Origin of the sequence: Bacillus sp. B25(2016b), assembly GCF_001679765.1 — a bacterium.
Lineage (GTDB): Bacteria > Bacillota > Bacilli > Bacillales > Bacillaceae_G > Bacillus_A > Bacillus_A thuringiensis_K.
On record NZ_CP016285.1, the window covers coordinates 1,516,057 to 1,528,597 of the forward strand.

Sequence of the window (12,541 nt, forward strand, 5' to 3'; positions counted from 1 at the left end):
AAAAGAAATAGTCGTAACGATATGTTGCGGCTGTTTTTTTGGAAAAGGGGGAAACAAGATGAAGAAAGTGGGGAAAGAGTTCTTTTTACAACATGATATCGTTATTATGTATAGCATTCTATTTATTTTCATTATTATTTTAAAAATGCAATTTTTTACGTGGTTTGGTATGTTAGCATGTATGGTTGGGATTGCTTTCTATACACTTAATGAATATATGACACATCGTTTTTTATTCCATATAAAGCCACCTAAAAACACATTTCTATTAAAAATGTTAAGAAGATTGCATTATGATCACCACGTATATCCAGATGATTTAAAACTTTTGTTTTTACCTGTTTGGTTTAGTATACCTAGTTTTACTATATATTTGCTTATAGCATATGGTATTACAAAAAGTGTTACTATTACACTTTCATTTGGAATCGGAATGATTATTATGCTACTCGTTTACGAATGGAAACATTATATTGCCCATAGACCGATTCGTCCCGTCACTAAGTTTGGAAGATGGTTAAAAAAACAACATATATTACACCATTATAAAAACGAAAAGTTTTGGTTCGGTGTTTCAAATCCAGTATTCGATTTTATATTTGGAACACTTAAAGACGGAAAAGAGGTTGAGTTAAGCGAAACAGCTCGTAATTTAGAAAAGGAAAAAAAGACAAAAGTAGTGCGTTAAGCACTGCTTTTGTCTTAATGAGGAAAAAATAAGTAAGGTGTCACTTTATGTTGAAAAAGTATATTAAAAATTTAGGGGAAATTGCCGAAAAATGTCTATCAAAAAATCTTTGCATGAATGCACGGATTGTCTACAATAAGTATAAGTTTCTGAATATTTATAAAATTTAGTCTTTAGGTATGCAAGGGGGAAGTGCATTTCAAGTAAGAGAGGGGATCGGTTAATGAAACGAGATGATACGTCAGCACGTAAGTTGCAAAATGAGGTGAATTATACAGAGGTTGTTCAGTCAGAAGAATTTCAATTGCTATTAAATACGAAAAAGAAGTTCATCGTTCCAATGAGTATTTTCTTTTTAAGTTTTTTTATTGCGTTACCTATATTAACATCGTATTCAAAGGTACTCAATACACCGGCATTCGGTGATGTTACGTGGGCATGGGTATTTGCATTTGCTCAATTTATTATGACGTGGTCATTATGTATGATTTACAGCAAAAAAGCGGAATCCTTTGATAAAATCTCACAAAACATTCTGCAAGATATGCAAAAAGGGAGGGGATGACTTTGAATGTAACCGCTTTTGCACTATTTTTAATCATCGTACTTGGTACACTCGTCATAACTTATTTTGCATCGAAGAAAACGAAAAATGCGAGTGAGTTTTATACGGCTGGAGGGGGATTAACTGGTTGGCAAAATGGTCTGGCTATTGCGGGAGATTATATGTCTGCTGCGTCCTTTCTTGGTATAGCTGGGGCAATCGCGTTAACTGGGTTTGATGGGTTCTTTTATAGCATCGGTTTTTTAGTTGCATACTTAGTTGTATTATACTTAGTTGCAGAGCCGCTTCGAAATTTAGGAAAGTACACGTTAGCAGATATGATTGCAGCGCGTTTTGATGCGAAAAAAGTTCGCGGAGTTGCAGCGCTTAATACGATGACGATTTCGATTTTTTATATGATTGCACAATTAGTTGGGGCTGGTGCACTTATTAAATTATTATTAGGAATCGAATATACGACATCTGTTTTAATCGTTGGTACATTAATGACAGTGTACGTTATTTTTGGCGGAATGACTGCGACGAGCTGGGTTCAAATTGTAAAGGCTGTATTACTTATGGCTGGTACATTTATTATTTCTGTTATCGTTTTCGCAAAATTTAATTTTAGTGTGACTGAAATGTTCGCACAAATGAAGACAGCTACACCGTTAAAAGACTCGTTTTTAAACCCAGGAGTAAAGTATAAAGATGGCCTTGATACGCTATCTTTAAATTTAGGACTAGTTCTTGGTACAGCTGGATTACCACATATTCTTGTTCGCTTCTTTACAGTTCGTGATGCAAAAACAGCACGTCAATCTGTAGTATACGCGACGTGGTTAATTGGCGCATTTTATATTATGACAATTTTCTTAGGATTTGGGGCAGCGGCATTTGTAGGGAATGAGGCAATTATTAAAGCAAATCCTGCTGGTAATATGGCAGCACCTTTATTAGCGAAAGCGTTAGGTGGAGATTTCTTATTTGCTTTCGTATCAGCCATTGCTTTTGCAACGATTTTAGCTGTAGTGGCAGGCCTTGTATTAACAGCAGCGTCAGCCTTTGCACATGATTTTTATAATGAAATTATTCGCAAGGGGAAATCAACGGAAAAAGAGCAAGTTTCAATGGCTCGCTATGCGTCTATTGGAGTAGCGGTATTATCCATTATACTAGCGTTATTTGCTCAAACATTGAACGTAGCATTTTTAGTTTCATTAGCATTTGCAGTTGCAGCGAGTGCAAACTTACCAGTTATATTATTCACAATATATTGGAAGCGTTTCAATACAGCGGGTGCCATCTCTGGTATGATTGTTGGTCTCGTATCAGCTATTGTTCTCGTAGCGTTAAGTCCGAATGTTTGGAATCCTGTAGCTGGAAAAGCTATATTTGTTGGAGAAGCGATATTCCCATATACGACACCTGGAATTATTTCGATCCCGCTCGGATTCCTTGCAGCGTATTTAGGGACCATTTTATCTAGTAAGAAAGAAGATGCGGCGAAGTTTGATGAAATTCTTGTGAAATCTAATACTGGTCATGGTATTAGTGATGCGTCTTCACATTAAAAAAGAGGGGCTTTTCGATAATAAGAAAAGCTCCTTTTTCTTTTGTCATTTTATTGTAAATAATACTGCTTTGTAAGTAGGATTTGTCTTAATTTTGTGGAATGAAAATAAGCAGGGAGAAATTTAAATCATCATGGCACCAGCGCAGCTTTTGTGAAAAATAAGTTGTTATGGAAGGTGGAAGAAATGATGAAAACGAAACAGACTGATGAATTATTAGCAAAAGATGAGCAATATGTTTGGCACGGAATGCGTCCCTTTAGTCCAAATAATACAATGGTAGGGGCAAAAGCAGAAGGGTGCTGGGTTGAAGATATACAAGGGAAAAGATATTTAGATGGTATGAGTGGTCTTTGGTGTGTGAATAGTGGATACGGCAGAAAAGAGCTCGCAGAGGCAGCTTATAAGCAATTACAAACATTATCATACTTTCCGATGTCACAATCGCATGAACCGGCTATAAAGCTTGCAGAAAAATTAAATGAGTGGCTTGGAGGAGAGTATGTTATTTTCTTCTCTAATAGTGGTTCGGAAGCGAACGAAACAGCTTTTAAAATAGCAAGGCAATACTATGCGCAAAAAGGTGAAGCACATCGTTATAAATTTATGTCACGTTACCGCGGGTATCATGGAAATACAATGGCAACGATGGCAGCGACGGGACAAGCACAGCGTAGATATCAATATGAGCCATTTGCTTCAGGCTTTTTACATGTAACGCCGCCAGATTGCTATCGTATGCCTGGAATAGAAAGAGAGAACATTTATGATGTAGAATGTGTGAAAGAAGTAGATCGCGTTATGACATGGGAATTAAGTGAAACGATTGCAGCTTTTATTATGGAACCAATTATTACGGGTGGAGGCATTTTAATGCCACCACAAGACTATATGAAAGCTGTTCATGAGACGTGTCAAAAACACGGTGCCTTGCTCATAAGCGATGAAGTGATTTGTGGTTTCGGACGTACAGGAAAAGCATTTGGATTTATGAATTATGATGTGAAGCCAGATATCATTACGATGGCAAAAGGGATTACGAGCGCATATTTACCGTTATCAGCAACAGCTGTGAAAAAAGAAATATATGAAGCATTTAAAGGGAAGGGAGAATATGAATTCTTCCGTCATATTAATACATTTGGTGGAAATCCAGCGGCTTGTGCATTAGCACTTAAAAACTTAGAAATTATGGAAAATGAAAATTTAGTTGAGCGCTCTGCACAAATGGGCTCGCTTTTATTAGAGCAATTAAAAGAAGAAATTGGAGAGCATCCACTTGTTGGGGATATTAGAGGAAAAGGTTTACTAGTTGGAATTGAGCTAGTAAATGATAAAGAGACGAAAGAGCCAATTGATAACGACAAAATTGCAAGTGTTGTAAATGCTTGTAAAGAAAAAGGGTTAATTATAGGGCGAAACGGTATGACAACAGCAGGATACAATAACGTCTTAACATTAGCACCACCGCTTGTTATTTCGAGTGAAGAAATCGCTTTTGTTGTTGGAACGTTGAAGACAGCGATGGAACGCATTTAATGAATGAAGCGAGCTGTAGATTACAGCTCGCTTTTGTTTAGTAGGAGGAGTTTTTTATGGAGAAATATGATCCTAGTCAACATTATCACATCGGATATTATGAAGATGGATATGATTTGGAAGTGACAGCGTACAAAAGAATAAATGAACCAGTTTGGGATGCTTATATTCCGCACTATGAGGCAGACGGTTTTTATAAGAAAGTGGAGGAAATGAAACTAGGCGAATATATAGATGATTATGGCATTAAGGTGTATTCATTTAGTAATGATATCGATGATGAAGAAGCTCGAACTATTTTTGAAAAATGGTTAAAAAAGCACGAGATTGTTTAAAGATAAAACAAAAAGGAGATTGCTATTTTATAAGATAGCAATCTCCTTTTATTATAGTAAACTTATTTACTTGCTTTCATTCATTGCTTTATCTTTAGCACCAAAAGTGTATTTTAACATTGGTGGTGTAATCATTGTAGTTAAAATAACGACAATAACGATTGCTGTAAAGTAATCTTGTGCTAATAGACCTGAAGAGAGTCCTGTTCCTGCGATGATAAGTGCAACTTCACCACGAGAAACCATACCAGAACCGATAATTGCAGAAGACTTTGCATCAAATCCAGTCATGCGTGCACCAACACCACAACCAATTAGTTTTGTTAATACAGCGATTACTGTTAATGCTAGGATGAACCAAATTTGATTGCCAATACCGTCAAATGTAATATTCATACCGATACTAACGAAGAATACTGGAACGAACATAGCGTAAGCAATTGGTTCTACTTTCTTTTCTACTTCATGTTTGTAGTTTGTTTGAGAAATTGCAATACCAGCAGCGAAAGCACCAATAATACCAGCAATTCCTAATAATTCGCCGAAATATGCGAATGAGAAACAGATGATAAGAGCTGCGCTCACGATAGACTCAGATACGCGTAGTGGTGATAACCAACGCATGATCGCTGGTACACCTTTCCATCCAATTAAAATAATAGAAGCGAAGAATACTACTTTCTTCAAGATAATCATTGTTAAGTTAACATCATCAGTGCCTAAGAAGCTCATTGCGAATGCTAATAAAATAACAACAAGAATATCATCAAATACAGCGGCTCCAAGCATCGTCGTACTCTCACGTGTTTTCATTTTACCTAAATCACGAAGTGTTTGAACGGAAATACTAACACTTGTCGCGCACAGAAGTAACCCTAAGAATACAGCGTTTCCTTGTTCCATTCCCATAACAAGACCGGAAACGTAACCACCTACGAATGGAAGAATGATACCCCCGAGTGCAACTGCTAAAGAAGAATTGCGATTTGCGTTTAATTCATCTAAGTCTGTTTCAAGTCCTGCCATAAACATTAAAAGAATAACACCGACATTACTTAATTGTGTTAGAAGCTCTGAATTTTCAATCCAACCTAATATAGCTGGGCCGATAACGATACCGACAATTAATTTACCTAGCACAGAAGGTTGACCTAATCTAACACTAAGATCACCAGCAAGTTTTGTACTTAATAAAATAAGTGCAATTTGAAAGAAAAATTCGAATTCCATCTGATCCTCTCCTCGTCATTTTTAGTTTTATCATACGATTTCTCGGAATTTGCCTAATGAAAATATGTAAAACCCATTAAACAAAAAGGGTCTGATTACAAGTTCTTTTGAACTCGTAATTTGAACCTGTAATTAATATATAATAAAATTTATTAAAAATCAATGAAAAAATAGCAGATTTTCATGATGGAATTTGATTTAGGTATGAAGGGAATGGCTATATAATAAGAAGAAATAAGGCAACATTTTTAATGAATTGGAGAAGGAAACATGTTATTAAATAAACGTTTTACAATTGGAGAAATGGCAAAAATGCATAATATCGCAGAATCTACATTAAGGTATTATGATGAAAAAGGAATTTTTCATCCGTCCATTGTTGATCCTCAAACGAATTATCGTTATTATACAATCGATCAATTTTCACTGTTAGATACGATTAAATTTTTACGCCAGTTAAATATTCCGTTAAAGGAAATTAAGAAATATATTGATGAAAGAAATCCAGCATACGCACTCAATTTACTGGAAAAACAACAAGAGATGATGCTGAAGAAACAAAGAGAAATTGAGTATGCTTTGGCGAAAATGGAGCATAGAATTCATTTAATTAAGGAAGCAACAAAAGCAAAAGCTGAACAAATGGTAATAAAAGAGATCCCGCAGCGAAAAATAACAGCTATTGCGGTTGCCCCGAATACGACGGATGATATGTTTGAGTACTACATTCATTCGTTGCAAAAAAATATGAGGCAAATGGATGATAGCTTATTTTCTGGAGATATTGGTGTAACTGTTGCGAAAAAAGGGTTAATGCAAAATGAGTTTCAAGCATATAGCAGTGTATTTATTCTTTTGGATTATATGCCGTATGAAGTGCATACTTCAGATGAAATTAAAGAAGGTTTATATGCTTGTTCTTATCATCATGGACCGTATGAAGAAACAGATGCAACGTACAAGGAGTTACTTACATACATTGATAAAGAAGGTTACGAAGTACATGGAGATTCGATTGAGATTGGATTGATTGATTGGTCTGTAACAGAAGATCCTGAGGAGCAAGTAACAGAAATTCAAATTCCTATAATGAAAAAACAAAGCAATAAGTTATAGGACTCGTATAATTACAAATGAGCATCAAACGCGATAATTAAGTCACCTATTTTTTAATTCTCTATTGACCTTAAAGTTACTTGAAGGTTTAAACTAAGAAAAGAGAGTTGAAAAAAAGGAGCATATTAGAGTATGGAAGCAACAGAAAAATTAAGAGAAAAACCAATTAAAAGTTTATTTATTTCTTATTTAATACCAGCCGTCCTCGGAATGGTATTAATGTCAGTGAATATTGTAATTGATGCGGTTATGATTAGTAGAGGAGTTGGGGCGAACGGTTTAGCAGGAGTGAACGTGGCTATTCCAGCCTTTTCGATTTTCTTCTCTATTTCATTATGGATTGGAATGGGCGGGGCAACGTTATATTCCATTGCATTAGGTGAAAATAAACGAGAGAGAGCGAGGTCTATTTTTACTCAATCAATGACGGTAGCAGTTGTTATCGTAGGTGTTTTAGCAGCGATTTGCTTATGGAGAATAGAAGATTTAGCATACTTATTTGGTGCAAATGAAGTAATTTTACCATATGCGTTAGACTATTTACACGTATTATTAACATTTGGAATGATATACGTTTTAGAAAATATTTTAAGTACATTTATACGAAATGATGGAAATCCTAATTTAGCAATGGCTGGTCTTGTTGTAACGGCTGTATTAAATATAGTGTTTGACTATATCTTTATTTTTATCTTTGGATGGGGCGTAACAGGTGCTGCCTCAGCGACTATTCTTTCGGCAGCGATTGGTTTCCTTGTATTATTAACCCATTTCTTTAGAAAAAGTAGTATTTTAAAGTGGACGAAATTTCATTTTGAATGGGATACTGTCAAACAAATTATGGTGATTGGTTTCCCAAGTTTTACAGCAGAAAGTACGGTTGCAATCGTAACGATTGGTTTTAATATCGCATTTGTCCAATATGCAGGAGAAGTAGGAGTAGCTTCCTATGCGATGGTGAATAGTATTCATGCAATGACATTACTATTATTCTTTGGTGTTGGAGCAGCATTACAGCCAATTGCTAGTTTCCATTACGGGGCAAATTTATCAGAGAGACTTCGTGAAGGATTGAAGTTTGCTGTGAAAATTGCTGTTGTCCTCGGAGGCTTTGCGATAATTGTCGGATTATTCTTTGGGAAATATATCATTGGTTTATTTGATGTTCAATCTCCAGAATTATTGGAGTTAACCTTAACAGGTATTAGTTTATTCTTTATCCAATACGTATTTTTAGGTTATAACATTGTGTATGGAGAGTACTTCCAATCAGTGCGACAAACGAAGAAATCAGTACTTATTATAATGAGCCGAGGATTACTATTTATTATTCCATTGTTATGGATTATGCCGAAATTATTTGGTATAAATGGAATTTGGCTCGTTATGCCAGTTGCAGAAGTAATGACAGCGGTTATCGTATTTACGATGAATCGTATGAAACATCCTGTGCCATTAAATATGGCAGGAGAGAAAGAAGCGATATGATGAAGAAAATCCCCTTAAGCAATTAAGGGGATTTTCTTATTCCTTTAAACTAATCGCAAAAGATCCATCCGTTTCTTGAACAGAAGCAAAGGCAACGTTTTTAATATTTGTAATTCCTTTTTCTTTTAATTCTTTATATAACCATTTTTCATCTTTATGTATTAACTTTAAGTTATCATATTGAATTTGTGAATCGACGATAAGTGCAATTGGTAATCCAGCATACTTAACTTCTATGTTTAAATCTTTTGGAGTTAATGGTACAAGTTCTCTTTTTGGTAAAATACTAATAGCGCCGTTCGCTTCTAAAATAGCGTATTCAATTTCATGAACACTTGGATATCCTGCAACGCGAAGATTAGAAAGCAATTCTGCAATGGGGTATCTACTTTTTTGTAAGTTCTCAAAAATAATATCACCATGTTTAATTAAAATGATAGGGTGTCCGAGAATAAAACGATTTAGTTTGTTGAATAGGCTTAATTTTGTAAGGAGTAAATGTAAACATGTGATAACAACCATACCGAGAAATGCTTGTAAAGCACCAGAGACGGGTATGGCCTGGAAAGCTAAATAAGATAAAAAAATTATAGCCCCAAAATCATGAGGAGTTAGTTGTGCTAACGCGGATTTACCGAGTAACTTAAGCGATAGTAAAAATAAGATGAAAAAGAACGACACGTTACATAAAAAGAGAAGCAATAGAGACACTCCTTCGTGTAAAGTTGTACTTACTATTCCCGAAAGTAATATAAATATTACCTTTCAGAGGATAAATTAGGGTTTATTGGAATTTGTCTGTATACAAACAAATAAATGGATATTATCATGAAGGAAGTAAAAGAAAATAGGAGTATATGAATATGAGAAAGAAGAAAATAATGAAGGGCATTTTAGGTGTTATAATGATTTGCGCCGTGTATGCGGGGTTTTTACAATATCACATTTATAAGCATGGGCATATGAATGCAACCTACGATGCTGATTACATACTTGTACTAGGATCGAAAGTAAATGGGACGAAACCATCTTATTCATTGCAATATCGTATTGATAAAGCAGCTGAATATTTAAAATCACATGAGAAAACAATCGCTATCGTATCTGGAGGACAAGGAAAAGGTGAAGACATTTCAGAAGCATTAGCAATGAAACAAGGATTAATAAAACAAAACATCGTAGAAGACCGCATTATAATGGAGGACAAATCTACGAGTACAGATGAGAATATTACATTCTCAAAACCGTTAATTCCAGCCGATATGAAAAAAGGTATGATCGTAACAAACGATTTTCACATGTTTAGAGCGAAAAAAATAGCGGCCAAACAAGGTTTACAATTAGAAGGTCTTCCGGCAAAAACACCGAAACCAATCATCATTCCATCGAATGTACGAGAATATTTAGCAATTACACAGTATTGGTTTATGAATCGAATATAGTGAAAGTGATCCCGTCTGAAACTCAGGCGGGATTTAGTTTGAGGAAAATCTTACAAATATGTCACGTTCGTGAAAGGTAAAGCGATAGTTTCTAGAATGATTTCCTGACATAATGAAGGTAACAAAAACTATTTAGAGGTGAATCGGATGAAAGGAAATAATATTTTATCTTCGTTATGTTACTTTAGTATCTTTTTTGCACCATTTTTACTACCAATTATCGTGTACTTTGTTGCAGAAGATGAAGTGAAGTATCACGCGAAAAAAGCATTTTGGTCACATGTTTTCCCATACGCAATCTTATTTGGAGGACTAGCAGTATCAGGCATGTACGGTTTAGGGTTCAATCAATCTGACGGTGCTGGAATTGGAATGGCTATCACATATGCAGTGTTCATTCTTGTAGGGATTTACTACTTCATTTGGAATATCGTAAAAGGTATTAAAGTTTTGAAAACGGCGTAATAAGATAAGTATAATTTCATTTACCGTATTGATAAACGTTTTAAAAAAGGGCAATTCAAAAAGAATTGCTCTTTTTGTGCTTATAAGTTGTGAAAATTGAAAAAAATATGTTAATTTTTCATTATGAAGAGAAAAAAGGAGTGATTTTCATGAATGAGATCATACATAAGATGGAGCAACATGTTTCAGTTCGTAAATATAAAGAAGAATCAATTCCGAAAGATGTAGTAGAAAAGATGGTGCATGCTGCGCAACATGCAGCTTCATCACATTTTGTACAGGCGTATTCTGTTATATATGTAACAGATCAGCAATTAAAGGCTAAACTAGCAGAGCTATCCGGAAATCGCCATGTGAAGGACTGTGCAGCATTTTTTGTTTGTTGTGCAGATTTAAAACGACTTGAAATTGCATGTGAAAAACATAGTACAGAGATAAAGCATGAGGGAGTAGAAGACTTTATCGTTGCGACGGTAGATGCTTCACTTTTTGCGCAAAACTTAGCATTAGCGGCAGAATCATTAGGATACGGTATTTGTTATATTGGTGGTATTCGCAATAATCCGAGAGAAGTGAGCGAATTGCTTCATTTACCGGATAAAGTATATCCTGTATTTGGAATGACAGTCGGTGTACCAGATGAAGAACATGGAGTTAAACCACGTTTACCAGTAGCAGCAGTTCTTCATGAAAATGGATATGATGAACAAAAATATGATGAATTACTAAACGAATATGATGAAACGATGAACGCGTATTATAAAGAAAGATCATCAAATAAGAAAAGCGTAACATGGACGGAATCCATGAGTTCATTTATGTCTAAAGAAAAAAGAATGCATATGAAAGAGTTTTTAAGTGAAAAAGGATTAAATAAGAAGTGAGTAAGAAGGCAAACCTGACGTATAGGTTTGCCTTTTTTGGAGGAGAAATACCTAAGGCCAGAAAGTTGTTTATTCTTTCTGAACTTAGGTATTTTGTTTGTTATCATATACATAGAAATAAAAATTAATAATCTTTTACAAAAGTGATAGAAAATGAGAATGAAATGCCAATAGTAAGTAAAAGCGGCATAATAGCCGCTTTTTATCGTTTTATTTAGTAATTGATTTGAAATACTTTCCTTATGAAAGAAAGATTATTGCTAATTGTAAACTGTCAATAAAGTTATTTAAGTTTTGATATGGAATACCCCGCCGGAAAATACAGCAATAATTTCGTTTGAACATATCTGTTATTGCACGATCTAAAGCATCTTCTATAACAAGTTCAAACTTTCAATAAGAAGATAACCCCCTGTACAACTTAAAAGAATGTACGTAAATATTTTAAAAATCCGTTGATTAAGCCATTTAAAAATAATTTGACCTATAAACAAACCTAAAAATACAATTGGAATGGCATAAAAACTTGATTCCCAAATGGTTTTGTTTGTGCCAGTAAAGAGTATTTGAGTTACTAGACTAATGAAATATATAAACAGATAAAAAGCTAATGTAGTTGCTCTTAACTTCTCTTTTTCAGTATTAGTTCCTGTAAAATAAAGTAACAGGGGTGGACCTGGCATACCGATACTTGTCGTTAAAAGACCAGATAATCCGCCAACTATGAAATCTCTAGATTGTGTTGATCTAACCTTAACGTTGCATATTAGCAACAATGTTAATAGTAAGAGTAGGATGCTAACTGCTAATTTAAAAGTGTTTATGTTAACGGAAATGAAAATTAAAATGCCAAAAGGAACACCAACTATACTTCCAAAAATAAACCTTTTCAGTAGAACAAAATCAACGTCCATTCTTATTTTCCAAATGAGTGAAATGGAGATAATTAAAGATAAAATAATGTTTATTTGTATAGCTTCTTGTGGTAGAAATAACATAAGTAAGAAAGGGGTTGCCATTATGGAAAAGCCAAAACCTGTACTTGCTTGCAGAATAGAAGCCACTAATATAATACATATGAAAATGAATGTGATACTCAAAACAGCCCTCCTATTTAATCAAGTTTAACTAGTTAAAGTCTATTATTTAAGTGCAATGTTTCACAAACTTATTTGTATTTTAACATAAATATCTAGTTTTTTCTCAAATAGTGTTGCCATATAAGGCTCTTTAATT

General features: G+C 34.5%; 13 protein-coding genes. 10 read left to right on the forward strand and 3 right to left on the reverse strand.

The annotated features are described in order from the left end of the window. Positions 1 to 58 precede the first annotated feature (58 nt). From BAQ53_RS07825 to BAQ53_RS07845, 5 genes are all read left to right on the forward strand, one after another. The gene (locus tag BAQ53_RS07825; protein ID WP_000755399.1) at positions 59 to 688 is read left to right on the forward strand and encodes a sterol desaturase family protein; all 630 of its coding nucleotides are present in this window, start codon (positions 59 to 61) and stop codon (positions 686 to 688) included. 223 nt (positions 689 to 911) lie between these two features. Further along, complete coding sequence (locus BAQ53_RS07830; protein ID WP_000817376.1) at positions 912 to 1,253, forward strand: DUF485 domain-containing protein; 342 nt, start codon at positions 912 to 914, stop codon at positions 1,251 to 1,253. 2 nt (positions 1,254 to 1,255) lie between these two features. Continuing rightward, a complete protein-coding gene (locus BAQ53_RS07835) occupies positions 1,256 to 2,806 on the forward strand; it encodes a solute symporter family protein (RefSeq protein WP_001103249.1) in 1,551 nt (516 codons plus the stop codon). A 189-nt stretch (positions 2,807 to 2,995) separates the two neighbouring features. Next, on the forward strand, positions 2,996 to 4,345 hold the full coding sequence (locus BAQ53_RS07840; RefSeq protein ID WP_000850944.1) for an aspartate aminotransferase family protein: 1,350 nt from the start codon (positions 2,996 to 2,998) through the stop codon (positions 4,343 to 4,345). A gap of 56 nt (positions 4,346 to 4,401) precedes the next feature. Beyond that, positions 4,402 to 4,680, forward strand: a complete 279-nt coding sequence (locus tag BAQ53_RS07845; protein ID WP_000417077.1) for a DUF3986 family protein — start codon at positions 4,402 to 4,404, stop codon at positions 4,678 to 4,680. A gap of 66 nt (positions 4,681 to 4,746) precedes the next feature. Here BAQ53_RS07845 and BAQ53_RS07850 read toward each other — a convergent pair whose 3' ends face one another. Then, on the reverse strand, positions 4,747 to 5,910 hold the full coding sequence (locus BAQ53_RS07850; protein ID WP_000393874.1) for a cation:proton antiporter: 1,164 nt from the start codon (positions 5,908 to 5,910) through the stop codon (positions 4,747 to 4,749). 270 nt (positions 5,911 to 6,180) lie between these two features. Here BAQ53_RS07850 and BAQ53_RS07855 point away from each other — a divergent pair, with 270 nt between their 5' ends. Next, positions 6,181 to 7,026 carry a MerR family transcriptional regulator gene (locus BAQ53_RS07855; protein ID WP_000925915.1) on the forward strand — a complete coding sequence of 282 codons (846 nt, stop codon included), beginning with the start codon at positions 6,181 to 6,183 and terminating at the stop codon, positions 7,024 to 7,026. Positions 7,027 to 7,158: 132 nt separating this feature from the next. Further along, positions 7,159 to 8,514, forward strand: a complete 1,356-nt coding sequence (locus BAQ53_RS07860; protein WP_000388398.1) for an MATE family efflux transporter — start codon at positions 7,159 to 7,161, stop codon at positions 8,512 to 8,514. A 36-nt stretch (positions 8,515 to 8,550) separates the two neighbouring features. Here the strand turns inward: BAQ53_RS07860 and BAQ53_RS07865 are convergent, their stop codons facing one another. Continuing rightward, on the reverse strand, positions 8,551 to 9,216 hold the full coding sequence (locus BAQ53_RS07865) for a DUF421 domain-containing protein (protein WP_000923924.1): 666 nt from the start codon (positions 9,214 to 9,216) through the stop codon (positions 8,551 to 8,553). 161 nt (positions 9,217 to 9,377) lie between these two features. On the opposite strand from BAQ53_RS07865, the gene BAQ53_RS07870 reads away from it, so the two are divergent. From BAQ53_RS07870 to nfsA, 3 genes are all read left to right on the forward strand, one after another. Further along, entirely contained in the window at positions 9,378 to 9,956 is a 579-nt protein-coding gene (locus tag BAQ53_RS07870) for a YdcF family protein (protein ID WP_202822491.1), read from the forward strand. Between the two features lie 147 nt (positions 9,957 to 10,103). Continuing rightward, positions 10,104 to 10,421 carry a magnetosome magnetite crystal formation protein family gene (locus BAQ53_RS07875; RefSeq protein WP_000678055.1) on the forward strand — a complete coding sequence of 106 codons (318 nt, stop codon included), beginning with the start codon at positions 10,104 to 10,106 and terminating at the stop codon, positions 10,419 to 10,421. 149 nt (positions 10,422 to 10,570) lie between these two features. Continuing rightward, positions 10,571 to 11,305, forward strand: a complete 735-nt coding sequence (gene nfsA / locus BAQ53_RS07880) for an oxygen-insensitive NADPH nitroreductase (RefSeq protein WP_001002397.1) — start codon at positions 10,571 to 10,573, stop codon at positions 11,303 to 11,305. Between the two features lie 374 nt (positions 11,306 to 11,679). Here nfsA and BAQ53_RS07885 read toward each other — a convergent pair whose 3' ends face one another. Next, positions 11,680 to 12,405 carry a sulfite exporter TauE/SafE family protein gene (locus tag BAQ53_RS07885; protein ID WP_061883952.1) on the reverse strand — a complete coding sequence of 242 codons (726 nt, stop codon included), beginning with the start codon at positions 12,403 to 12,405 and terminating at the stop codon, positions 11,680 to 11,682. Positions 12,406 to 12,541 lie beyond the last annotated feature (136 nt).

Coding starts and splice junctions, on each gene's coding strand:
- BAQ53_RS07825 (WP_000755399.1), top strand. CDS start 59: ATGAAGAAAGTGGGGAAAGAGTTCTTTTTACAACATGATATCGTTATT.
- BAQ53_RS07830 (WP_000817376.1), top strand. CDS start 912: ATGAAACGAGATGATACGTCAGCACGTAAGTTGCAAAATGAGGTGAAT.
- BAQ53_RS07840 (WP_000850944.1), top strand. CDS start 2,996: ATGAAAACGAAACAGACTGATGAATTATTAGCAAAAGATGAGCAATAT.
- BAQ53_RS07845 (WP_000417077.1), top strand. CDS start 4,402: ATGGAGAAATATGATCCTAGTCAACATTATCACATCGGATATTATGAA.
- BAQ53_RS07850 (WP_000393874.1), bottom strand. CDS start 5,910: ATGGAATTCGAATTTTTCTTTCAAATTGCACTTATTTTATTAAGTACA.
- BAQ53_RS07855 (WP_000925915.1), top strand. CDS start 6,181: ATGTTATTAAATAAACGTTTTACAATTGGAGAAATGGCAAAAATGCAT.
- BAQ53_RS07860 (WP_000388398.1), top strand. CDS start 7,159: ATGGAAGCAACAGAAAAATTAAGAGAAAAACCAATTAAAAGTTTATTT.
- BAQ53_RS07870 (WP_202822491.1), top strand. CDS start 9,378: ATGAGAAAGAAGAAAATAATGAAGGGCATTTTAGGTGTTATAATGATT.
- BAQ53_RS07875 (WP_000678055.1), top strand. CDS start 10,104: ATGAAAGGAAATAATATTTTATCTTCGTTATGTTACTTTAGTATCTTT.
- nfsA (WP_001002397.1), top strand. CDS start 10,571: ATGAATGAGATCATACATAAGATGGAGCAACATGTTTCAGTTCGTAAA.